Source organism: Pseudomonas tumuqii, assembly GCF_013184545.1.
GTDB lineage: Bacteria > Pseudomonadota > Gammaproteobacteria > Pseudomonadales > Pseudomonadaceae > Aquipseudomonas > Aquipseudomonas tumuqii.
Genome location: NZ_JAAOJA010000003.1, coordinates 479,979 through 504,643, shown reverse-complemented (window position 1 = coordinate 504,643; position 24,665 = coordinate 479,979). Strand labels below are relative to the sequence as shown.

General features: G+C 62.2%; 13 protein-coding genes. 8 read left to right on the top strand and 5 right to left on the bottom strand.

Going from position 1 to position 24,665, the window contains the following annotated elements:
- Positions 1-260: 260 nt before the first annotated feature.
- From G9C89_RS08710 to recQ, 3 genes are all read right to left on the bottom strand, one after another.
- A complete protein-coding gene (locus G9C89_RS08710; protein WP_172147464.1) occupies positions 261-1,664 on the bottom strand; it encodes a DHA2 family efflux MFS transporter permease subunit in 1,404 nt (467 codons plus the stop codon).
- Positions 1,664-2,104, bottom strand: a complete 441-nt coding sequence (locus G9C89_RS08705; protein ID WP_172147463.1) for a MarR family transcriptional regulator — start codon at positions 2,102-2,104, stop codon at positions 1,664-1,666. Before G9C89_RS08705 ends, G9C89_RS08710 begins: the two co-directional genes overlap by 1 nt.
- 168 nt (positions 2,105-2,272) lie before the next feature.
- The gene (recQ, locus tag G9C89_RS08700) at positions 2,273-4,399 is read right to left on the bottom strand and encodes a DNA helicase RecQ (RefSeq protein WP_172147462.1); all 2,127 of its coding nucleotides are present in this window, start codon (positions 4,397-4,399) and stop codon (positions 2,273-2,275) included.
- A 154-nt stretch (positions 4,400-4,553) separates the two neighbouring features.
- Between recQ and G9C89_RS08695 the strand changes: the two genes are divergently transcribed.
- The 4 genes from G9C89_RS08695 to lapD all read left to right on the top strand — a co-directional run bounded on the left by G9C89_RS08695 (position 4,554) and on the right by lapD (position 8,380).
- Positions 4,554-5,141: a UPF0149 family protein gene (locus G9C89_RS08695; RefSeq protein WP_172147461.1), complete on the top strand. Its 588-nt coding sequence runs from the start codon at positions 4,554-4,556 to the stop codon at positions 5,139-5,141.
- Between the two features lie 15 nt (positions 5,142-5,156).
- Positions 5,157-5,558 carry a YbaN family protein gene (locus G9C89_RS08690; RefSeq protein ID WP_172147460.1) on the top strand — a complete coding sequence of 134 codons (402 nt, stop codon included), beginning with the start codon at positions 5,157-5,159 and terminating at the stop codon, positions 5,556-5,558.
- Between the two features lie 161 nt (positions 5,559-5,719).
- Positions 5,720-6,430: a cysteine protease LapG gene (lapG, locus tag G9C89_RS08685; protein ID WP_172147459.1), complete on the top strand. Its 711-nt coding sequence runs from the start codon at positions 5,720-5,722 to the stop codon at positions 6,428-6,430.
- Positions 6,431-6,439: 9 nt separating this feature from the next.
- On the top strand, positions 6,440-8,380 hold the full coding sequence (gene lapD / locus G9C89_RS08680; protein ID WP_172147458.1) for a cyclic di-GMP receptor LapD: 1,941 nt from the start codon (positions 6,440-6,442) through the stop codon (positions 8,378-8,380).
- 330 nt (positions 8,381-8,710) lie between these two features.
- Here the strand turns inward: lapD and G9C89_RS08675 are convergent, their stop codons facing one another.
- Positions 8,711-12,055: a retention module-containing protein gene (locus tag G9C89_RS08675; RefSeq protein WP_172147457.1), complete on the bottom strand. Its 3,345-nt coding sequence runs from the start codon at positions 12,053-12,055 to the stop codon at positions 8,711-8,713.
- Between the two features lie 468 nt (positions 12,056-12,523).
- Here G9C89_RS08675 and G9C89_RS08670 point away from each other — a divergent pair, with 468 nt between their 5' ends.
- From G9C89_RS08670 to G9C89_RS08660, 3 genes are read left to right on the top strand one after another with little or no spacing between them, the layout of a single operon-like run.
- Positions 12,524-13,879 (top strand): TolC family outer membrane protein, encoded by a 1,356-nt coding sequence (locus G9C89_RS08670; RefSeq protein WP_172147456.1) that lies wholly within the window; start codon positions 12,524-12,526, stop codon positions 13,877-13,879.
- A gap of 31 nt (positions 13,880-13,910) precedes the next feature.
- On the top strand, positions 13,911-16,061 hold the full coding sequence (locus G9C89_RS08665; protein ID WP_172147530.1) for a type I secretion system permease/ATPase: 2,151 nt from the start codon (positions 13,911-13,913) through the stop codon (positions 16,059-16,061).
- Positions 16,062-16,071: 10 nt separating this feature from the next.
- Complete coding sequence (locus G9C89_RS08660) at positions 16,072-17,430, top strand: HlyD family type I secretion periplasmic adaptor subunit (RefSeq protein ID WP_172147455.1); 1,359 nt, start codon at positions 16,072-16,074, stop codon at positions 17,428-17,430.
- A gap of 184 nt (positions 17,431-17,614) precedes the next feature.
- Here the strand turns inward: G9C89_RS08660 and G9C89_RS08655 are convergent, their stop codons facing one another.
- Positions 17,615-22,081, bottom strand: coding sequence for a retention module-containing protein (locus tag G9C89_RS08655; RefSeq protein ID WP_172147454.1), 4,467 nt, complete (start codon positions 22,079-22,081; stop codon positions 17,615-17,617).
- A 427-nt stretch (positions 22,082-22,508) separates the two neighbouring features.
- Here G9C89_RS08655 and G9C89_RS08650 point away from each other — a divergent pair, with 427 nt between their 5' ends.
- On the top strand, positions 22,509-24,659 hold the full coding sequence (locus tag G9C89_RS08650; protein ID WP_172147529.1) for a type I secretion system permease/ATPase: 2,151 nt from the start codon (positions 22,509-22,511) through the stop codon (positions 24,657-24,659).
- The last annotated feature ends 6 nt before the right edge of the window (positions 24,660-24,665 follow it).

Genomic DNA, 24,665 nt, shown 5'->3' with positions numbered 1-24,665 from the left:
GTCGTCACACCACCCCACGCTTTGGCGTGCGTCTCCATCAGTGGTGAAAACAGTGGGTGCAGCAAATTCTTATGTCGGGGCAACACTCCGTGTCGAACCCGGCTGATCAATGAGTATGGCCATGATTTACCGGCCTGCATGCTTTAACAGACGATCTGTTAGTGCAGGCGCAGCAATAAGGCAGGTAGCCATCATACGCAAAAGCAACGGGCAGCAGTCAATAAAATGACCTTTTCCACCTGCTGGCTGGATACGGGGCGTCAGCGCCCTGTCGAACGCACGCGCCAAGCCGCCAGCACAGTCAGGGCGAAAACCGCCGCCATCAGCCAGAAACTCTGCTGGAACGCCATGGCCTCAGCCGCCAGGTTGCCCCCCTCGCGGCCATGACGCCACTCGAGAAAGAACGTCAGTAAGTTGACGCCAAATGCCCCGCCCAGTTGCCGGACGAAGGTAATCGCACCGGCGCCCAGCGCCAGTTCCTGTGCACTGAGGATGTCCAGCGAGCCAGTGCTCAGCGCCGGCAACAGCAGCCCGAGCCCGACCCGTCCGACACAGGCCCAGAAGCACAGCACGGCGAACGAGGCGCCCTGCTCGAGCCAGCCGAAACCTGCAGCAGACAAGGCGAAAATCAGCAACCCGCTGACCAGCAGCAAGGCCGCCGACTGCCTGTCGCTCAGCCAGCCACCGACAAAGGAAGCGGCGCCCATCAGCACTCCGGTTGGCAACAGCAGCAAGCCGGCGCGGCCGGCGCTGTAGCCTTCGACGGTTTGCAGGTACAGCGGTATCAGATAGGTCGAGCCATACAGGCCCATGCCCAGGGTCAGCGCCACCCAGCTGGCATTGCGAAAGCCGGCATGCCGCCACAAATGCAACGGCAGCAGCGGCTTGGCGCTACGCCAGCTGCGGGTGAAAAAGCCGATAAATGCCAACGTACCCAGCAGACCGGGCAACCATACCCGTGGCGTCAGCCAGGCAAAGCGCTGGGCCTCGGCCAGGGCGCCGAGCAAGGCGAACAAGCCCACGCACAATAAAACGAACGCCCATACATCCAGCAAAGGCGTGGTTTTTTCCCGCTGGCTGGGCAACAACCACTGCCCGCCCAGCAGCGCCAGGCCGCACATGGGCAAGGGCAACCAGAATACGGCGCCCCAACCAAAGTGGTCGACCAGATAGCCGCCGATGGTCGGCCCCAAGGTTGGCGCAACCATCACCCCCAGGCCGTAGAAGCCCAAGGCCATGCCCCGGCCGCCGCCAACGAATACGCGAAAGATCAGCACCATGGCCAATGGCTGGATGATTCCGGCACACAGGCCCTGGACGATGCGCAGGGCAATCAGCTGCCAGGCCTCTTGGGCGACCAGGGCCAGCAATGAACTGAACACGAACAGCCACAGACCGAACTGCGCAGTGCGCCTGGCGCCAAAACGCGAATGCGCCCAGGCGGCCAATAACAGGCCGGCGGTCATGGCCGCGAGAAAACCGGTGGACAACCACTGCGCCTGCGGCCGGCCAATCGAAAAATCCAGCATGATCGCTGGCAGGGCCACATTGATGCTGGTCGAGGCCAGCACCATGGCCATGCTGCCGATCATCAGGATGCCCAGCAACCAGCGCGGATAGTGCGCGCCGAAACGCGCCTGCAAGTCAGGTAGACCCTGCCCCATCAGCGCTTTTCCAGGTTACTCAGAATCCGTGCATGCACCTGCTGGCAACGGCGCAGCTCTTCTTCGTCAATACCGGCGAAGAGCTCTTTGCGCAGCTGGGTGGAAATGGCCTCGATCTTTTCGATCAACGGTTGCGCCGGCGGGCTCAGGGAGATTTTCTTGGCACGGCGATCTTCCGGCACCGCCTGCCGGATGACCAGGCCCTGGGCTTCCAGGCTATCGAGCAGCCTGGCCAGGGTTGGTCCTTCGACTCCCACGCTTTGCGCCAGCTCACGCTGGGTCGGCTGCTCTTCAAAGCGCGACAGATGCAAAAGCACCAGCCAGCGCGCCTGTGACAGTCCAAGCCCGACCAGACGACGATCGAGTTCGGCGCGCCAGGAACGGGATAACTGGGCTAATTGCATGGCGAAACGGTGTGGATCCAACTGCGACTGCGACATGGCTGAACGGCTCTTTAAATATCAAAATCTAATTATTAGCGAGCTAACCATAACCGCAACCCCGAGAGCAAGTCCCCTGGAATCTCTCTGGGGTTGTGAAAATATCGAGCTCCGTCGCGAGGCCGCCTCCAGGCGTTCGCGCAGTAGACGAGCGTTTTTCACAACCTCTCAGGCACCGAATTCGGCCTGCAGTGCGGCACGCACGCAGTACAACACGCCGTCCTCGGCCCGCCCGACGAACAAGCCGCTGACTTCAGCCACCGGCGGCAGCTCGCCTTCGCCATCGAGAAAGGCATCCTGAATTTCGCCGAGCAGTTCTTCCGGCAGATCCAGCGCTTGCTGCAGGGATAGCTGCTGGCGGCCGATGGCCTCGGCCAGCAGGCTGTAGACGTTCTTTTCGCTGCACTGGAGTTGGCTGGCGATCTGCAGCGGGGTCATGCCGGCACGGGCCAGGCTGACCAGCTCATGCCGCAGGTCGAGCACCACCCGCGGCGCCTCGGCATTACCGCTCAGCACTTCGAGGAAAGCCGCGCCATAGCGCTCCAGCTTGCGTGCACCGACCCCGCTGACCTGGGCCATTTCGGCCAGGGTGCCGGGCTTGCTGCGCAGCATTTCCAGCAAGGTGGCGTCGGGGAAGATCACATAGGGCGGCACCGCATGCTCCTCGGCCAACTTGCGCCGCAGCGCGCGCAGGGCTTCCCATTGCTCGCGCTCGTCGCCGCGGACCAGCTGGCTGGCAGCACTGCTGGAGGTTTTCGCCGTGTGCTGCGGTTTCAGATCGCGGCGCAATTGCAGGGTCACTTCACCGCGCAACAAGGGCCGGCAACTGTCGGACAGACGCAGGCCGCCGTAGCCCTCGAGGTCGACATCGGCCAGGCCGCGCGCTACCAGTTGGCGGAACAACGAGCGCCACTCGCCCTCGCTGAACGCCTTGCCGACGCCGAATACCGACAGGTGCTGATGGCCCGGGCCACGCACCTTGTCGTTGTCGCGACCGAGCAGCAGGTCGACCAAATGGCCGACGCCATAACGCTGGCCGCTGCGATAGATCGCCGAGAGTGCCTGACGCGCCGGTTCGGTGGCATCCCAGGTCTGCACACCGTCGATGCAGTTGTCGCAGTGGCCGCAGGGATTGGGCATATCCTCGTCGAAATAGGCCAGCAACACCTGGCGGCGGCAGCGGGTTTCCTCGCAGAGCGCGAGCATGGCATCGAGCTTGTGCTGCTCGAGACGTTTGTGTCGCTCGTCGCCTTCGGAATTGTTGAGCATCTGCTTGAGGAAGATCACGTCCTGCAGGCCATAGGCCATCCAGGCATCGGCGGGCAGGCCATCACGGCCGGCGCGGCCGGTTTCCTGGTAATAGGCCTCCAGCGATTTGGGCAGGTCCAGGTGGGCGACGAAACGCACGTTGGGCTTGTCGATGCCCATGCCGAAGGCGATGGTCGCCACCATGATCAAACCTTCCTCGTTGAGGAAGCGCTTCTGGTGGTAGGCGCGCAACTCGTTGGCCAGGCCGGCGTGATAGGGCAGCGCCGGAAAGCCCTGTTCGGTGAGGAACGCCGCCATCTCGTCGACCTTCTTGCGCGACAGGCAATAGACGATACCGGCATCGCCCTTGCGCTCGGCGAGGAAGGCCAGCAACTGCTTGCGCGGCTGTTCCTTGGGCACGATGCGATAAAAAATGTTCGGCCGGTCGAAACTGGAGAGGAAGCGCTCGGCGTTGTGCAGATGCAGGCGCTGAACGATTTCTTCACGGGTGCGCATATCCGCCGTGGCGGTCAGGGCGATGCGCGGCACAGTGGGGAACAGCTCGGCCAGCTGGCCCAACTGCAGGTATTCCGGGCGGAAGTCGTGCCCCCACTGCGACACGCAATGCGCCTCGTCGATGGCGAACAGGGCGATGTCCAGACGCTGCAGAAATGCCAGCATGCGCGGCTGCACCAGGCGTTCCGGGGCCAGGTAGAGCATTTTTATCTCGCCGCGGTTGATCTGCTCGGCGATCTCGCGCTGCTGCTCGGCATTCAGGGTGGAATTCAGGGCCACCGCCGCCACCCCCAACTCGTCGAGGGTGGCGACCTGGTCGTCCATCAGGGCGATCAGGGGCGACACCACCACCGCCAAACCCTCGCGCAGCAAGGCCGGCACCTGAAAACACAGCGACTTGCCACCGCCGGTCGGCATCAGCACCAGGGCGTCGCCACCGCCCGCCACGCGCTCGATGATCGCCTCCTGGCGGCCACGGAAGCTGTCATAACCGAAAACGTCTTTGAGGATGCGCAGTGCGTGGTCGAGCATGAAAGGTCTCCGAAACGAGCCGCGCATTATACCCACCTGCTTGCCGGACTGAGTTTTGATGTGTTTTTCGCTGCGCATTTTCCTAGAACTATGGCCGCTGTAGCAGGTCTGGACTAGAATCCATCCTCGTTTACTTCTTCAAGGTAGCCCCACGATGTCCTTCGCCGAGCAACTGTCCCGCCTGCAAGCCTTCCTCGACGCCGATGAGCTGCACGAAGAGGCTCTGGACTACGTGGCCGCCCACGGCTACCTGACCGCCTTGTCGATCTGTCCCGACCCGGTACCGGAGCGCGAGTGGATCGATGCCCTGTTCTCCGAGCCGCCGCATTACCGCAGCGACGAGGAACGCGACGATATCGAAGCCACCCTGGTGCAACTGCAGACCCATATCGCCCGCCAACTGGCCAGCGACGACGACCCGGAAGTGCCGTGCGAACTCGATCTCGGCGACGATCCGGACGACTCCGACCTGCGCGGCTGGTGCATCGGCTTCATGGAAGGGGTGTTCCTGCGTGAAGCCGCCTGGTTCGACGATGCCGAGGACGAGGTCAGCGAACTGCTACTGCCGATCATGGTCGCCTCCGGTTTGTTCGAAGAGCAGCCAGAGTTCGCCGAAATCGCCAGCGACCGCGACCTGGTGGACAGCATGGTCGAGCAAATCCCCGAACTGCTGACCGCACTGTTTCTGCTGTGCCATGCCCCGGAAGAAAAACCAGCCCTGCTCAAGCCTCGTCACCATTGAGTCTGCGCCACTGTCATGGCGCGTGACATAAGGGAAAACCGTAATCCGCTGATTCGCTGCGCACTGCTGACCCTGGGTTGGCTGTGCGTAGCACTCGGGGTGATCGGGATCTTCCTGCCGGTCTTACCGACCACGCCGTTCCTGCTACTGGCCGCGGCCTGCTTTGTCCGCAGTTCCAAGCGCTTCTATCTGTGGCTGGTCCTGCATCCCAGGCTTGGCCCATGGGTTCGCGACTACCTCGAAGGCAAGGGCATCCCGCTCAAGGCCAAGGTCTACAGCATCGCCCTGATGTGGTTCAGCATCGCCCTCTCCTGCTACCTGGTCCCCCTGTTCTGGGCACGCGCCTTCATGCTCACCAGCGCGCTGTTGGTGAGCCTCTACATCCTCAAGCAGAAAACCCTGCCCAACCCACGTTGATCGCGCGCTATTCAGCTACTGAGCAGGCGCGGCGCCTTGCTGCGAATACGTGGATGCTCTCGCTGCGGCGCTCGATTTTTCACAACCGCTGACTAGACAGCTCACGGCAAAGCCGCGGGATGCCGCCTAAACTCCAGCCATGATTGGCGGAGAAACGGCAGATGCGGCCATGGCAGCGCCTTCCAGGATGGCAACAGCGCCGGCATTGGCCGGCACTTGCGTTGCTTCTGCTGCTTGCCGCCCTGATCGGGCTAAACCGGGCCTGGGCTGCCTGGGGTGACTGGAACTTCAGCCTGCTCATCGACACCGCCGAAAAGCGCTACGGCAGCCTGGGCGACGCCAGAGTGCGGATCCTGGCGTGGGAAGCCTTGTTCAAGGACAGCACCCACCTCGCAGAACAGGACAAGCTGGACAACGTCAATCGCTTCTTCAACCGGCAGATTCGCTTCGCCGACGATAGCCGCGTCTGGCAGCAGGTCGACTACTGGGCCACCCCCATCGAATCCCTGATCAAGGGCGCCGGCGATTGCGAGGACTACGCCATCGCCAAGTACTTCAGCCTGCGCCGCCTCGGCATCACCAGCGAGAAGCTGCGCATCACCTACGTCAAGGCCCTCAGGCTGAACCAGGCGCACATGGTGCTGACCTATTACCCCAGCCCGGCCGCCGAGCCCCTGGTGCTGGACAACCTGATCAATCAAATCCGTCCTGCCTCACAGCGCCAGGATCTGCTACCGGTGTATGCCTTCAATGCCGAAGGCCTGTATTTGCCGGGCGCGCGCAACAAGAAGAGCGACAGCAAGAAACTCTCGCGCTGGCAGGATTTATTGAAAAAAATGCACACAGAGGGCTTCGCCATCGGCGAAGGTTAGGAGAACGCCATGTCCCTGCTCAAGCAACTGTTTCTCGCCATCTGCCTGTTCCTGGTGGTGGCCTTCACCGGCAGTTTCATTGCCGGGGTAGAAAGCTCCCGCGAGCAATTGATCAGCCAACTGAGCTCTCACGCCCAGGACGCGGCCACAGCCCTTGGCCTATCGTTGACGCCGCATGTGGACGATCCGGCGATGGTCGAGTTGATGGTCAGCTCGATCTTCGACAGTGGCTACTTCACCAGCATCCGCGTGCTCAGCATCCCTGACGAGCGGGTCATGGTGGAGCGGCAGAGCGATATCGAAAGTGAGCAGGTGCCCCGCTGGTTCGCCCGCCTGGTCGACCTGCGGCCCCAGGGCGGCGAGGCCTTGATCATGCGCGGCTGGGAGCAGGCGGCCCGGGTCGAAGTACTTAGCCACCCGCAGTTCGCCATCGCCAAGCTATGGGACAGCGCCATTGGCAGCCTGCTCTGGCTGCTGCTCTGCGGCCTGGTCAGCGCGATTCTCGGCGGCTGGCTGCTGCGCAGCCAGTTGCGCCCGCTGGACAGCATGGTGCAGCAGGCCCAGGCCATCAGCCGCCGCGAATTCCTGACCCTGCCCAAGGTGCCGCGCACCCCCGAACTGAAGCGCGTGGTACTGGCCATGAATCAGATGGTGGACAAGCTCAAGGCGCTGTTCGCCGAAGAAGCCGCGCGCAGCGAGAAGCTGCGCGAAGAAGCCTATCAGGACAGCCTTAGCGGCCTGGCTAATCGACGCCTGTTCGACATCCGCCTGGCCAACCTGCTGACAGTCACGGAGCAGAGTGCCGAAGGCTACCTGATCGTACTGCGGGTCAATGACCTTGCCGGCCTCAACCAGCGCTGGGGCGGCCAGCGCACCGATGCGCTGATAGTCGCCATCGCCGAACTGCTCAAGAGCCTGCTCAACCAGCCCAACCGCGCCCACTGGCTGGCCGCACGCAGTCGCGGTGGTGAGTTCACCGTGCTCGCACCCGGCGACGGCCGTTTGGAGGCCGAGCAACTGGCGCGCGAACTCCACGAAGACCTGGAAAACCTGCGGCAAACCGATGCCAGCGACTGCGCACCGGTGGCGCATATCGGCATGACCCTGTTCAGACCAGGCGAAGCCATCGGCCAGGTACTGGCCCGCGCCGACCAGGCCCTGGCCCAGGCGCAGAGCGACCCGAGCCTGCCGTGGGGACGCCTGAACGATTTCGCCAGCCAGCCCGGCCAAGGGCTGCATGAATGGCGCCAGTTGATCGATGACGCCTTGCTCAATGGCAAAGTGCAGCTGTATTTCCAGCCGGTGGTGAAATGCACCGATCGCAGCCATGTGCTGCATCAGAAGGTCCTGGCACGCTTACTCGACCCGCGGGGAGAAACCATAGTCGCCGGCCGTTTCCTGCCCTGGATCGAACGCTTGGGCTGGTCCGCACGCTTTGACCTGGCCATGCTCGAACACAGCCTGGCGCACCTCGCCCGACACCCGCAGTCCCTGGCTCTGAGCCTGTCCAGCAAGACCCTGCACGAACCGGAAAGCCTGGCGCGCCTGCTCTCCATACTCAAACAGCACCCCCAACAGGCAGCACTGCTGACCCTCGAAGTGGACGAACATCATCTACCCAGACCTGCCGAGTTCGAAAGCCTGAGCCAGCGCATCCGCGACACCGGCTTCCAGCTCGGCCTGCAGCATTTCGGCGGACGCTTCAGCCTGATCGGCAACCTGACCCACCTGGGCTTGGCCTACCTGAAAATCGACGGCAGCTACATCCGCGCCATCGACCGGGAGAGCGACAAACGCCTGTTCATCGAGGCCATCTTCCGCACCACCAACAGCATCGACCTGCCGCTGATCGCCGAGATGGTGGAAACCGAGGGAGAACTCACAGTGCTGTGCGAACTGGGCATCCACGGCGCCATGGGCCGCCTGATCGGCACGCCGGCGCCACGATAAGGCCATGGACCCTATGTTCATGTGCAATATCCGCAAGATCGGGTGGATAACGTTTTATCCATCCGCCAATAGCGATGGTGGATGGAAAAGGCGTCACTCTCCCGCTCTGATAGCCCGGATGAAATCCGGGGGGTCCCAGCATTTACAAACTGCCCCCCGATTGCATCCGGCCTGCTGTATTCAATTGCAAGGTCCGCATGACATCGCCGGATAAGCCCTGGCGCAATCCGCAATGGTGACGACCCCAGATTGCGCTGCGCGTGCCCGCTGTTGCGACAAAAGAAAGCCCGCCATCCGTTAGAAGTAGCGGGCTGACTTATGGTTGAGGTTTTAGACCGTATCGACCTTCAGCGTGCCATCACCGAGCATACTCATCATCAGGTCAGCCTCGTTGCCCACCCCATAGCTGGCGTACAAGTTGACGTTCTGCAACACAATGGTCTGTTCGGGGGCAGCGGCCGGATCGGCGACTGCTGTGCTGCTCACATTGAGCACGGTGTCGAGACCCGAGATGGCGATATCGATATAGCTCAGCAAGTTGCCGAGATCCTCGGGCGTCCCGTGCTCGCCAACCAGTAACTCGGAAAGATCCAGTTGGTCCCCCCCGGAGTTGAAGCCCGCCACGAAGTCGGTGATGGTATCGGTGCCGCTCTCCCCGGCCTGCCACCTGAAAATATCCGCACCGGCGCCGCCGGACATGGTGTCGTTGCCCAGGCCACCGAGCAGGATATCATCGCCATCATTGCCGAGCAGGGTATCGTTGCCGCCATAGCCGAACAGGTAGTTCTCGCCCCCGTCGCCGACGAGCAGGTTGGCCAGATCGGTGCCCTCAATGCTCTTGCTGTCCGGGTAGACCGTCACGTCGATGGCGCTGCTGACCGAATCGCCGTCACCATCCGTGCCAGTCACCGGCAGGCTGAAGGTGACTGGACCGATATCGGTGTCCTGGCCAAAGGAGAACTCACCGAGTTTGAAGCTGGTGGAGGTGCCGTCGATACCAACGGCGCCATTAGTCGACTCGATCGCCTCGATTTCCACGGCATTGAATGCCTGCGGCTCACCGAACGCGTCAACACTGACAATCTGGAAGGTCCAGCCGTTACTCATGTTGTAGAGGATCACCCCATCACCGTCCTGAGCCACATGGTTGGCGTTATTCTGCACATTGCCATTGGCGTCATAGATGACGATCTCGCTCACCAGCAACACCAGCTGCGCCGTAGCCGTGGTACCTACCAGGGTGGTATTGGCGTTGGTCGCGCTGCCGTCGCTGTTGTAGATGCGCAGCTTGAAGTCCGCATCCTTGCTGCCACCGCTGACCACCAGCTTCTGCCGGAAGGCGAAGGTCTGCTGATAGCCGTCGAAGCTGTAGCCTTCGTTGTTTTGCTGGTCGTTGATGCTCAGGCCGGTGACCAGGTCATAGCGGATGACATCGCCGCTGGACAGCTCGTTGCCCTGACCCACCCCCAGTTCGTTGGCGTTACTGTTGACCGAACCGGCATCGCCACCCAGCGGCATGATTTCCGAAGACACCAGCACATCATCGCTGCCGTCGGGGTCGGGTACCTGATTGCTGCCAATGTTCAGCCCCTTGAACGGCACGTTACCACCACCGATGCCAGACAGATCGGTGACGCTGGTGACCTGTGTGTTGCTGATGAAGGTGGCGGTGAACATGGTGATCGACATGTCGCCATTGACATCGATCTCCGCCGTGAAGGCCACGTCGCCGTCCAGAGTCCTGGCCTCGATGTGCTGCGCATCACCATCGTAGAAGAGGAACAACTCCTCGTTGTTCATGTACAGCTGGCCGCCCTCATTATCGGCGAACACCTGCCCATCGATGATGGCGAACGCGATGGAACCCACCCCATCTGCACCGGCATTGGCCATGAAGTTGAGCGCCTTGGTCACGGTAGTGATAGTTGGATTCTCGATGCCCAGCACCACGTGGATCGAGTCGGGGTAGAAGGCCTGAGGCACGTCGTCGACAACACGGATGCTGAGCGTGCCGGCGTCCGTGTCGCCATCGGCATCGGTGACGACCACGGCGAGGTTGTCGAAGAGGCTGTTCTCGCCAGCCCCACTGGCATGGGTCTCGTTGTCGAGCAACTCGTAGCTGTAGCTGACGCTGCCGCCGAAGGCATCGCCGCTATAGCCGGTGATGGTCAGGGTATTGCCGAGATCGGTGGTGATGACGATGGGCACGCTGCCGCTATTGGCCAGGGCCGCAAAACTGATCACGGTGGGAGCGCCCAGGCCATCGAGGCTGAGGCTGGCAATGCCGTCCGGGGCGCTGATCTGGAAATCGCCGGTGACGGTGGTGGACTCCTTGACCGGGTCGGAGCCGTCCGGCAAATCATCCTCATCGACCACAATGTCACCGCCCTCCCCAGCCGGGGTGAGGCCGGTGATGGTCACGCCATCGTCAGCACCCTGAATGGTAATGGTCAGGGTCGCCGTATCGATATCACCATCAGTGTCCCGCACCGTGTAGGTAAAGGTCTCGGTAAGACTTTCCCCGAAGCTCAACCCTTGAACCAGTGGGTTGCTGTTGTCCAGCAGGTAGCTGTAGGTACCATTGCCGGTGTCGGTAAAGGTGCCGAAAGCGGCGGTGGTGCTGCTCCAGGACACGAAGCTGTTCGGCGCATCCGCACCGGGCTGGCCGTTGGGGTGCAGGTCGTTGTCGAGCACGCTGCCGGTGATCGGCGCCTGGCTGTCTTCACTCAGGCTGTTGCTGTCGTCCACCGCGTTCGGCGCATCGTCAAAGATATCGATGGCGAGAGTCGTAGGGGCCGAGGACAGCGTGCCGTTCGAGGCACTCAGCGTGAATACAGCGGCTTCGATATCGGCGCTGTGGCTGAGGGAACTGGTCAGCTCAAAGCTGTAGCTGACCACCCCAGTGGTACTGTCGTAACCGGTGATGGTGAGCGTGCCATGCTCACCGGCGAAACTTGTGCCCACCAGACTAACGATGGGCACCGTCACGCCGTTAATGGTGAGGCTCTGCAGAACGCTTGTCCCATCGGGATGCGCCAACGTGAAGGTGCCGCTGACGAACTCGCCGTCCGAATCCGCATTCGACCCCGTCGCCAAGGCGGATTCGAATACCGTCTGACGTTCACCCAAAATGATCTGAGGAGTACTCGGCGCTATATCCGCCGCCTCGATATCCGGATCGGGAAACTCCGGAACGAAGCTCAAACCCTCGGTGGGAAAACCAATGACCGGGTCGAGGGCACCGGCAGTTTCGTCCAGCAATACGAAAGAATGACCACCGCCGGCATTACCAGCGGCACCGGCACCAGGCCCCGCAGCCGTGGCAGCCAAACTGGCGGTAGGGTCTTCGCCCGCTTCGATGGCGGCCTGCAACTGCTCGACCTCGGCAAGATCCTGGTCGCTGGGGGCGCTTCCCGCGTCTTGGGCCGCTGCAGCCGAACCGTCGCCGCGAGCACCCGCCAGCAGTTGCGTGTCGAGCATCAGGCTGCTGTCGCGGCCGAGGGTCAACTCGCCACCGCCGACCAGGGCGATGGCAACTGCACCGCTCGCGCCGGTAACCAACTGCTCTCCGGCAAAAACCCGATCACCTTCTGTCAGGGCTCGACGCGCTCCATTGCCAGCTACCGCAAAAACCTCGCCGATAACCTGACTGACGACACCAATCAAAGTAGCCATGATTCCTTCCTCACTGCAGCAGCTGCCGACCAGCATCGACAGGCCTGAAAAGAGTCAAGACGCCTTGGCGACTATGGGGCGTTGTTCAAGAGGCGACTGCGTGAAATGAAATGGCAGGAGCATTCAAAAACCATGTACGACAAAAAAATGTCGCGTATCCCACCGCCGTGCGGCTGCCTATCAGAAACATCCCCGCCCTATGTGCGTTGTAAGTCGTGCTTGACCGCCTATTCCTTTCGCCATGCAACAGACTGTTAACCAATGAATACATGGCTCATGCAAGAAACAATGTGCTGCTTTTTCCTGACTGCATAAGATTTTTTCTTCATAAACCTTGTGACAATTTTTTCTTAGTCTGTGCAGAAAGATGTTCTTAGCTCTACTGTTACAAGAATGGAACAGTTTCACTGAGATTTTTGCCAAAATTTTGGCGGCTGGAAAAGAACACTCATCAAGGAGATTCATCACATGCGCGCTTTAAATCCGCTGTGGAGCAGTATGTTGCTGGCCCTGGCCTGCACTCAGACTCAGGCGATGACCCTCTCGGAAGCGATCCAAAGCACCCTGGACAACCACCCGGAAATCCATGCGGGGATCAACAGCCGTCTTTCCTCGGACGAAGAAGTGAAGATGGCCAAAGGTGGCTACCTGCCGACAGTCGACCTGCTGGTCGGTTACGGCCGGGAACATACCGACAGCCCGAGTACCCGGGCACTGGGCGATCACAACACCGAAACGCTCAACGCTCGCAATGCCGAACTGCGTCTGCGGCAGATGCTGTTCGACGGCTTCAACACCCCCAATGAAGTCGCACGAACCGAAGCGGTAGTGAACTCGCGGGCCTACCGGGTACTTGGCACGACAGAGAGCCTGGCGCTGCGCACCGTCGAGGTGTATCTGGATCTCCTCAAACGCCGGGAACTGGTCGACCTGGCCAAGAACAACCTGCTTGCCCACCAACGCATCACCGATCAAATCGATCTGCGCAGTCGCCAAGGCGTCGGCAGCACTGCCGACTTCGACCAATCCAACGCACGTCTGGCCCTGGCGGAAAACAATCTCTACACCGAGCAGGTCAATCTGGCCGATGCCCAGGCGAACTTCATCAGCATGACCGGGCTCATGCCGGACGAACTGGTAGCCCCGGTGTCGGTTCGCAGCGCCTTGCCGGAAGACTTGAACGCGGCCCGGCAGGCGGTTATGCAAAACAACCCCTACCTGAAATCGGCGCAAGCCGACGTGCAGGCCGCCGAGAAGCAATATGAGGTTGCCAAGTCACCGTTCTACCCACGCTTCGATGTCGAGCTGGCGACCAACGCCGACGACAATATCCAGGGCGATGAAGGTCACTACAACAGCTGGCGTGCCGCCGTGGTGATGAACTACAACCTGTTCAACGGCATGCGCGACAAGGCGCGTCTGCAATCCTCCGCCCACCAGATCAACGAATCGATGGACATCCGCAACAACGCACTGCGCGTGCTCAATGAAAACCTTGCGCTGGCCTGGAACGCCATGGACAACGCCCGCCTGCAAACACCGAAGGCGCGCGACTATGCCGACTACACCACCCGGGTTCGCGAGGCTTATCAGCAGCAATTCAGCCTGAGCCAGCGCACCCTGCTCGACTTGCTGGACAGCGAGAACGAACTCTTCACCGCCAACCGCCGCTACACCGAAGTGCGCTATACCGAAGAGTTCGCCATGTACCGTGTGCTGGCTGCCATGGGTGATCTGCTGCGCCAGCAGCAGGTGATTGTCCCGGCCGAGGCTGTAGCCCTTTCCGATGTAAAGAGCGAGGCACACCTACCGGAAATGAAGTAGTACCGCTCAAGGAGCAGCAACCGTGACGACAATGGAAAGGACTGGGCCCACCAGCGACCCGCGCTCGAGTCATGACGATCCACTGCTGGACGGCTTGCTGATCCTTTGCAAGCTCCATGGCTGTACTGGCAGTCGTGACAGCCTGAGCGCTGGCTTGCCGATGCCCAAGCAACGCCTGAGCGCCGAGCTGCTGCCGCGTGCAGCCGCGCGGGCAGGCTTGCAAGGTCGCTTGCTGCGCCGCGAACTGACGGCCATTTCCGCACTCAACCTGCCGGTACTGCTGTTGCTCAAAAACGGGCGCAGCGCAGTCCTGCGCAAATGGCTGGACCGCGATCAGGCGCTGATTCTGCCGTGCGAAGCAGACGGTGGTGAACAGCGCGTTACGCGCGCGCAACTGGCCGAGGGCTACAGTGGGCAGGCGTTCTTCGCTCGACCACGACATGAGCTGGAAGACGCCCGCACGCCACTGCTGCCACGCATCGATGCCTGGTTCCGCGACACACTCAAGCTGTCCCGCTGGCTGTATACCGATGCCATGCTGGCCAGCCTGCTGGTCAACGTGCTGGGCCTGATGGTGCCGCTGTTCGTCATGCAGACCTACGACCGCGTGGTACCCAACCAGGCCACCTCGACCCTCTGGGTGCTGGCCATCGGCCTGTTCATCGGCACCTCCTTCGAACTGCTGCTGCGGGTGCTGCGCGCCAACCTGCTGGACAGCGCCGGCAAGAAGACCGACGTGGTGCTCTCCGCCACCCTGTTCGAACGCATCACCGGTATGTCCATGAAGGCGCGCCCGGCCACTGTCGGCGGCTTCGCGCAGAACATCCACGACTTCCAGGGCCTGCGCGAATTCCTTACCGCGGTGACCCTGACCAGCCTGATCGACCTGCCTTTCGCCCTGTTGATGATCGTGGTGATCGGCTTGCTTGGCGGTTGGTTGGTCGCCATTCCGCTGCTGGCCTTTCCGCTCACGGCGATCTTCGCCCTGATCATTCAGGGCCGCCTGCGCGACACCGTGCAACGCAGCCTGGCATTGGGTGCGGAGCGCCAGGCCCTGTTGATCGAAACCCTCGGCGGCCTGGAAACCCTCAAGGCCTGCGGCGCGGAAAGCGAACGCCAACACCAGTGGGAAACCACCCATGGCGCCCTGACCCGGCTGGACACCCACGCCCGCTTCCTCTCCTCCCTGGCCACCAACGGCACCCTGTTTCTCCAGCAATGCGCCGGCATGGCCATCATCATCGCCGGGGTCTACGCGATCATCGCTGGCGACATGAGCGTCGGCGCGCTGATCGCCTGCTACATGCTCAATAGCCGGGTGCTGGCCCCGCTCGGCCAGGTTGCCGGGCTGATCACCCGCTACCAGCAAGCGCGCCTGACCATGAAGAGTACCGACGCCCTGATGGGGCTGCCGCAAGAACGCCAGGCCAAGCAGCGGCCGCTGGAGCGCACCTTGCTGAAGGGGGCCCTCGATGTGCGTCAGGTCAGCTTCAGCTACCCCGGGCAGAGCAGTCCGGCACTGGCCAAGGTCAGCCTGCGCCTGAACGCTGGCGAGCGGGTCGGGATCATCGGCCGCAGCGGCTCGGGCAAGAGCACCCTGGCACGCCTGCTGATGGGCTTCTACACCCCGGACGAAGGACAAATCCTGCTTGACGGCCTGGATCTGCGCCAGCTCGACGTGGCCGACCTGCGCCACCAGATCGGCTATGTTGCGCACGATCTGCCGTTATTGGCTGGCAGCCTGCGCGACAACCTGACCCTCGGCGCTCGCTATGTCAGCGATGCGCGCATGCTCGAAGTGGCCGAGATGACCGGTGTCAGTGAACTGGCCCGGCAGCACCCGCAAGGCTTCGATCGCCCGGTCGGCGAGCGTGGCCAACAACTCTCTGGCGGCCAGCGCCAAGCAGTGCTGCTGGCCCGCGCGCTGCTGCTCGACCCACAGATCCTGCTGTTCGACGAGCCGACCAGCGCGATGGACAACACCAGCGAAGAAATCCTGCGCAGCCGCCTGCACGCCTGGGCCCAGGGCAAAACCCTTCTGCTGATCACTCACCGCAGCTCGATGCTCAGCCTGGTCGATCGCCTTGTGGTGCTGGACAACGGCCATATCGTCGCCGATGGCCCGAAAGAGGTGGTGATCGAAGCCTTGCGCAAGGGCCGCGTCGGCCCGGCGGCGGAATAGGAAGGCACTTATGCAAGCGCATCGAGCCATCTTCGCCTACATCGCCAGCCTGGGCAGGCGCAAGCAGGACACCGAGTTCATGCCGGAAGTCGAGGGGGCGATTCTCGAGGATTCGCCCTGGATGTCGCGCATCACCATCTGGGTGGTCTGTGCCTGCCTGATCGCCGCCTTGCTCTGGGCCCATTTTGCCGTGCTCGAAGAAGTCACCACCGGCGAGGGCAAAGCGATTCCCTCGAGCAAGATCCAGGTCATCCAGAACCTCGAGGGCGGCATCGTCAGTGAGATATTCGTGCGCGAAGGCCAACTGGTAAACAAGGACGATGTCCTGCTGCGCCTCGACGACACGCGTTTTCTCTCGAACAAGGGCGAGACCGAAGCAGACCGCCTGGCGCTGATTGCCCGCATCGAACGACTGACCGCCGAAGCCGAAGGCCGCCCCATCGCCATGCCCGAAGAAATCACCCGCACGGCAGCGCAACTGGCCGAGGACGAGCTGGCACTCTACAGCTCGCGGCAACAACGCCTGCACAGCGAACAACGGACCCTTGGCGAACAGCTGCTGCAAAAAAGCCAGGAGCTCGCGGAGTTCCGCTCCAAGGCGCAGCAATACCGTTCCAGCCTGAGCCTGATTCAGCAAGAGCTGAACATGTCGCAACCGTTGGTAGCCGCCGGGGCAATTTCTCAGGTGGAAATACTCCGCCTGCGCCGAAGTGCAGTCGAAGTGCGCGGCTCACTGGACGCCACGACCCTGGCCATCCCCAGGGCGGAAGCGGCAGTCAACGAGATCAAGAGCAAGATCGAGGAGTCCGAGCTGGGCTTTCGCTCCGACGCCTTCAAGGAGCTCAATGATGCCCGCACCGAACTGAAGAAAATCACCGCCACCAGTTCCGCCATTCAGGACAGGGTCAGCCGTACCACGGTGGTGTCTCCGGTCAACGGCATCATCAAACAGCTGAAGATCAACACCATCGGCGGCGTCGTCCAGCCGGGCAGCGACATGCTGGAAATCGTGCCGCTGGAGGACAATCTGCTGATAGAGGCCAAGGTGCGCCCGCAGGACGTGGCCTTTCTCCATCCGGGGCAGAAGGCCATGATCAAGTTCAGCGCCTACGACTACACCATCTATGGCGGACTCAGGGCCAATCTGGAACTGATCAGCGCCGACACCATCGCCGATGAGGAAGGCAACAGCTTCTACCTGATCCAGCTGCGTACCGATAAAAGCCACCTGGGCAGCGACGAGCATCCCTTGCTGATCATTCCCGGCATGATCGCCACCGTGGACATCATCACCGGCGAGAAAAGCGTGCTGGACTACCTGCTCAAACCCGTGTTAAAGGCCCGCAGCGAGGCGTTGCGCGAGCGCTAGAAGTGGCTGGTGGAGCAGTGCTTTTGTAGCCCGGATGCAATCCGGGGAATCTTGCGCCTACCGAACCTCTCCCGGATTGCATCTGGATTACAGGAACACAATCACCCAGCGCTGGATAAGCGCAGCGCAATCCGGGGAAATCCAGCGCCTACAAAGCCGCCCCCGGATTGCATCTGAGCGGCCATTAAGCGTTATCGACCTTGAGCGCGTTGTCGTCGATCAGATTGGCGATCACCGCCGCCTCGTCGCTGGTGCCGTAGAAGCTGGACAGGTCCAGGCCGCTGAGCGTGATGTCCTGCACCGACTCGCCGCCCGGCGTGAGGCTGATCGAAATGGTCGTGCTTTCACCGAAGGCGAAGTTCAGGTAGCCATCCAGCCCACCGCTGTCCGTATCCACACCGGAAAGCAGCTCAGACAGATCGATAACATCCGAGTTGACGCCCGTCGGATCGATGTAGAAATCGCTGATGGTGTCGTTGCCACCAGTATCCCCGGCATTCCAGACAAAGCTGTCGCGCCCCTCACCGCCGCTCATGGTGTCATCGCCCAAGCCACCGATCAGGACATCATCACCAGCACCGCCGCTGAGGATATCGTCACCCGCGCCACCCTCGAGGTAATTGGCCTGGGTATCGCCGCTCAGTTGGTCATCGCCTGCGCCACCGAGAATGCCTTCGATTGAATCGTAGGTATCGCCGTCTGCCAGTCCACCCTCGCCAATGCCGGTTTCCAGATTGACGCTGACTCCAGCCGTATCGGCGCTGTAGTCGGCAACATCGACCCCCTCGCCGCCCAGCAATTGATCCGAACCGGCGTCGCCCACCAATACATCGTCGTCCTCCCCGCCAGACAGCACATCATCACCGAGACCGCCCAGCAGCACGTCACCACCCGCACCGCCTTGCAGCATGTCGTTGCCGGCATCGCCCGCCAGGTAGTTGGCCTGGTCGTCTCCGGCCAGTTGATCGTTGCCCGAGCCGCCCATCAACCCTTCGATTGCGCTGTAACTATCGCCCAGCGCCATTCCCGAAAGTCCGACGCCTGCCGCCAGGCTGGCGGCAATCCCCGCCGCGTCGTCGCCATAATCGACGATATCGAAGCCGGCATTGCCGTCGATGATGTCGGTCAGGCTGCTCGCCGCGATCACATCATCGCCCGCCGTTCCCTCAAGAACGAAGCTGGTCGTCGAGTCCTCCGCGACCACCTGCACGTTCAGGGTCGAGGAAACACTGAAATCGCCATCGCCATCCTGCGCCACTATGTCGAACGCCAGGCTCTGATCTTCTGGCAGCAGCAGAGTACTGATGGTGGTGGTGGCGAAACGCACTCTGCCGTTACCGGCAATCCCCTCGAGCTGTAGCTGGTTGAAGCTGATATCGGGATCTATCACCGTCTCCGCCATCGTCCCGGTGACGGTCAGGGTTCCGCTACGACTTTCACCGGTCTGGCTATTGGTCGCGGTCCAGCGCACGGTCAGCTCACCATTGACCTGATCGTTAACCAATACCACCCGATCGACCAGACGCACATCGGTCGCTGGGGCGTTGTCGGCCCCCGGCGCGCCGACGGCATGAAACTCCATGGTGAACTGCTCGTTGCGCTCGAAGAACTGATTGTTGATGCCGAAGCCCTGGGTGGATGAGTTGACCGCACCCGGACTGCTGAACTCGATCAGGCCATCGGCCGTTTCGGCGAAACCTGGCACGTGCCCCGGCGCAAGGTTGCTCAGGGAATAGGTCAGCTCACTGGCGGCTTCGGGCTGAAGCAGATTGAACACGTAGGTGCCGCTCGCGTTCACCGTCAGGCTGAACACCGCCTGGTTGCCCGAGGTGAGGCCCGTCAGGGTGGAGCTCAGGAAGTTACCCGTACCATCGTAGTTATGGACCGTGGTGTAGTTCAGCCCAGTGATGGCTGGCCCGCTGATATCGAAGCCATTCAGACCATCGGCGCCCGATACCACGGAAAAGGTGCCGTTAACCGCGCCAATTTCGTTGGAAATGATTGCCGTGGTGAAGGCGCCGAGCGATGGCATATCGTCGACGACGCCAATCACCAGACTACTGATGGCCGAAGCCGTGCCGTCCGACACGCTGACACTAAAGCTGTCGCTCTCCGTTCCGGCCAGGTCAGTGGTCGGGCTGGCCAGCTGGTATTGGTAACTGGCGATGCCGGTCAGCGCATCGAAGCCGGTGACCGTCAGGCTGCCGTGGGCGCCGACGAAGCTGCTACCGACCAGGCTGCTCAGCGCCACCGTGGTGCCGTTGATGCTGACGCTCTGCAGATCGTCCAACCCATCGATATCGCCAAGGGTAAAGCTGCCGCTGGCGAATTCACTGCTGGCGCCGGCATCGGAGCCGGCGGCCAGGCCGGCTTCAAACACCTGGGCACCGATCACGCTCAGGCTCGGCGCGTCGTTGCTGCCGGTGATGGTGATGCTCAGTTGTGCGGTCGACGGATCGCCGTCGGCGTCCTGCAGGGTGTAGCTGAAGGTTTCACTGAGCTGCTCGCCGTTGTCCAGACCCTGCACCGCGGCCAGGCCGGTATTCAGTACATAGCTGAAGCTGCCGTCGGCGTTGAGCGTCAGCTGGCCATAGTTACCGGCCTGGTCGCCGGTGCTGCTGACGCTGGCGCTGAGGTCGGCACCGCTGGTGTCGTTGCTCAGGACGTTGCCGATCACGCTGGCGATATCTTCGCTGAGGCTGAAGGCGTCGTTGGCGGCATCAGGCAGGTCGTCGACGATATCGATCACCAGGCTGCCGGAGGCCGAGCTGGTGCCGTCCGACACGCTGACGCTGAAAGTTTCGCTTTCATCCACACCGGCCAGGTCAGTGGTCGGGCTGGTCAATTGATACTGATAGCTGGCGATGCCGGTCAGCGCGTCGTAGCCGGTGACCGTCAGGCTGCCGTGGGCACCGGCGAAGCTGCTACCGACCAGGCTGCTCAGCGCCACCGTGGTGCCGTTGATGCTGACGCTCTGCAGATCGTCCAAGCCATCGACATCGCCGAGGCTGAAGGTACCGCTGGCGAACTCATTGCTGGCACTGGCATCGGAACCAGCGGCCAGGCCGGCTTCGAACACCTGGGCGCCGATCACGCTCAGGCTCGGCGCGTCGTTGCTGCCGGTGATGGTGATGCTCAGTTGTGCGGTCGACGGGTCGCCGTCGGCGTCCTGCAGGGTGTAGCTGAAGGTTTCACTGAGCTGCTCGCCGTTGTCCAGACCCTGCACCGCGGCCAGGCCGGTATTCAGTACATAGCTGAAGCTGCCGTCGGCGTTGAGCGTCAGCTGGCCATAGTTACCGGCCTGGTCGCCGGTGCTGCTGACGCTGGCGCTAACGTCCGCGCCGCTGGTGTCGTTGCTCAGCACGTTGCCGATCACGCTGGCGATATCTTCGCTGAGGCTGAAGGAGTCGTTGGCGGCATCAGGCAGGTCGTCGACGATATCGATCACCAGGCTGCCGGAGGCCGAGCTGGTGCCGTCCGACACGCTGACGCTGAAAGTTTCGCTTTCATCCACACCGGCCAGGTCAGTGGTCGGGCTGGTCAATTGGTACTGATAGCTGGCGATGCCGGTCAGCGCATCGTAGCCGGTGACCGTCAGGCTGCCGTGGGCGCCGGCGAAGCTGCTGCCGACCAGGCTGCTCAGCGCCACCGTGGTGCCGTTGATGCTGACGCTCTGCAGATCGTCCAAGCCATCGATATCGCCAAAGCTGAAGGTGCCGCTGGCGAACTCGCTGCTGGCGCTGGCATCGGAGCCGGCGGCCAGGCCGGCTTCGAACACCTGGGCGCCGATCACGCTCAGGCTCGGCGTGTCGTTGCTGCCGGTGATGGTGATGCTCAGCTGCGCCGTGGACGGATCGCCGTCGGCGTCCTGCAGGGTGTAGCTGAAGGTTTCACTGAGTTGCTCGCCGTTGTCCAGACCCTGCACCACGGCCAGGCCGGTATTCAGTACATAGCTGAAACTGCCATCGGCGTTGAGCGTCAGCTGGCCATAGGTTCCCGCAGTGGTTCCGGTGGTAACCACGCGGATCCCGCCGTCCAGACCGGGGATGTCGTTGCTCAAGACATTGCCGAGCACGCTGGGCGTGTCCTCGCTCAGGCTGTTGGCGTCGTCGGCGGCAATGGGCACGCCATCGATGGACGGTTGCTCGGGTGTTTCGAGCGCTGCAGCCGGTTCTGGCTGGGGAAACTCGGGCACACCGCCCAACCCTTGTGTAGGGAAGCCAATCACCGGTTCCAAAGCCCCGCCGACCGCGTCGAGCATCACGAACGAATGACCACCGCCCGCTGCACCAGCACCCGTTGCAGCTGGCCCCGCGGCAGGAGCAGGCGCGTTCAGGGTCGGATCCTCCCCGGCTTCGATGGCTCTTTGCAGCGCTTCCACATCCGCCAGCGCCGCTGCCGTCGGCACTGCCGCCTCGCCGCCCTGGGCGTCAGCCAGCAGCTGTTCGGTTAGCAGGAAATCGGTCTCGCGGCCAAGCGTGAGCTCACCACCCTGGATCAGGTCGATACCGACCGCAGCGCCATTGTCGGTGAGGATCCGCTCACCGGCGAATACAGCGTCGCCCGCGGAGAGGGGGCGGCGCCCGCCATCCTCAGCAACCGCAAATACTTCACCCACAACTTGCCTGACGGTTCCGATCAACGTGGCCATATCTCTCTCCGAATCACCTGATGGCGCAGCACCTGAAAGGGTTTTTGTGCTGCTTTCTTGCTTAGTGGCGTTTCAATATCAAAATTCAATAATCAATAGATAAAATCTATTATTAGATTTTTAGGTCATCCGAAGTGACGTAGGCAAATACAGAACGCAGGCTTGCCTGCTTCAGACACCTGCAGATTACGTCGAGGAAATTCCAGGACACTGATCGAAGTCAATGAACGCAGCGCCTGACGGGGGATAACATGCGCCAGCAATGGGCCATCAACATCACACGGCAAGGCTTCTGTAGCCTGGAATGGGTGAAGGAAGCTTACTGGTGGGGGCAAGTGAGAATAAACGCGCCTTCACCTTTTATCAGCCAATTTGATTAGCTTTATCTATCGAAACCTCTGCTCAGGAGTGCCTGCAATTGACGATTATGGAGCAGGCAGCACCCTCAACGGACCCGAGGCTGAGCCACGACGATCCGCTGCTGGATGGCCTGCTGATACTGTGCAAACAGCACGACCATATCGCCAGTCGAGGCAGCTTGAGCGCAGGCTTGCCGATGCCCGAGCAGCTTCTCACCCGTGCCTTGCTGCCCCGCGCAGCGGCACGGGCGGGCCTGCAAGGGCGCGTACTGAAACGCACGTTGTCGTCGATTTCCCCGCTCAACCTGCCGGTGCTGCTGTTACTCAAACAGGGGCGTTGCGCGGTACTGAGCAAATGGGGCGAGGATGGCAAGGCGCTGATTCTGCCCAGCGATTGCGATGGCGGCGAGCAATGGCTGTCCGGCGAGGCGCTGAGCGAAGCCTACAGCGGCGAAGCCTTCTTCGCCCGCCCGCGCCATGAGCTGGAAGAGGCACGCAACCCGCTGATTCCGCGGGTGCATGCCTGGTTCCGCGACACCCTCAAACTGTCCCGCGGGCTGTATGCCGATGCAATGCTGGCGACCTTTCTGGTCAACACGCTTGGCCTGATGGTGCCGCTGTTCGTCATGCAGACCTACGACCGCGTGGTGCCCAACCAGGCCACCGCCACGCTCTGGGTATTGGCCATCGGTCTGCTTATCGGCACCTCGTTCGAGCTGCTGCTGCGGATAACCCGCGCCTTTCTGCTGGATACCGCCGGCAAGAAGACCGACATGGTGCTGTCCGCCACCCTGTTCGAGCGCATTACCGGCATGACCATGAGCGCCCGGCCCGCGACCGTCGGCGGCTTTGCCCAGAGCATTCACGACTTCCAGGGCCTGCGCGACTTCCTCACCGCCGTGACCCTGACCAGCCTGATCGACCTGCCCTTCGCACTGCTGATCATCATGGTCATCGGCCTGATCGGTGGCTGGCTGGTGCTGATCCCCCTGCTCGCCTTCCCGCTTACTGCCCTGTTCGCCTTCATCATTCAGACGCGCCTGCGCGACACCGTCCAGAAGAGCCTGAGCCTGGCCGCAGAGCGTCAGGCCCTGCTGATCGAAACCCTCGGCGGCCTGGAAACCCTGAAAGTCTCAGGCGCCGAAAGCGAGCGCCAGCATCGTTGGGAGACCACCCACGGCGCCCTCACCCGCCTGGACAGCCACGCCCGCCTGCTTTCGGCAGTGGCGATCAACGGCACCCTGTTCCTCCAGCAGTTGTCCGGCATGTCGATAATCGTCGCCGGGGTGTACAGCATCATCGCCGGCGATCTCAGTGTCGGCGCCCTGGTCGCCTGCTACATGCTCGGCAGCCGGGTGCTCTCGCCGCTCGGGCAGATCGCCAGCCTGATCACCCGCTTGCAGCAGGCGCGCCTGACCATGAAAAGCACCGACGCACTGATGGCCCTGCCGCAGGAACGTCCGGAACACCAGCGCCCACTGGAGCGCAGCCACCTCAATGGCGCACTGGATATCCAGCAGCTCAGCTTCACCTACCCCGGCCTCAGCAGCCCCTCGCTGCGCAACATCAGCTTGCATATAGCGCCCGGCGAGCGAGTCGCGATCATCGGCCGCAGCGGCTCGGGCAAGAGCACCCTGGCGCGCCTGCTCATGGGCCTGTACACCCCGAGCGAAGGGCAGATCATGTTCGACGGGCTGGAGCTGCGGCAGATCGATGTCGCCGACCTGCGCAGCCAGATCGGCTATGTCTCCCATGACATGCCGCTGTTGACGGGCAGCCTGCGCGACAACCTGACCCTGGGCGCCCACTACATCAGCGACGAACGCATGCTCGAGGTCGCCCAGCTGACCGGTGCCCTGGAGCTGGCACGCCAGCATCCACAGGGCTTCGACCGGCCGGTTGGCGAACGCGGCCAACTGCTCTCGGGCGGCCAACGCCAACTGGTGCAGATGGCCCGGGCGTTGCTGCTCGACCCACCGATCCTGCTGCTCGACGAACCCACCAGCGCCATGGACAACAGCAGCGAGGAGGCCCTGCGCAGCCACCTGCTGACCTGGTCCCAGGGCAAGACGCTGCTGCTGATCACCCATCGCATGTCGATGCTCAGCCTGGTGGAACGGCTGATCGTGCTGGACAACGGCCATGTGGTGGCCGACGGCCCCAAGGCCGCGGTCATCGAGGCGCTACGCAAAGGCAAAATCGGTCCGGCGGCCATATGAACCTGA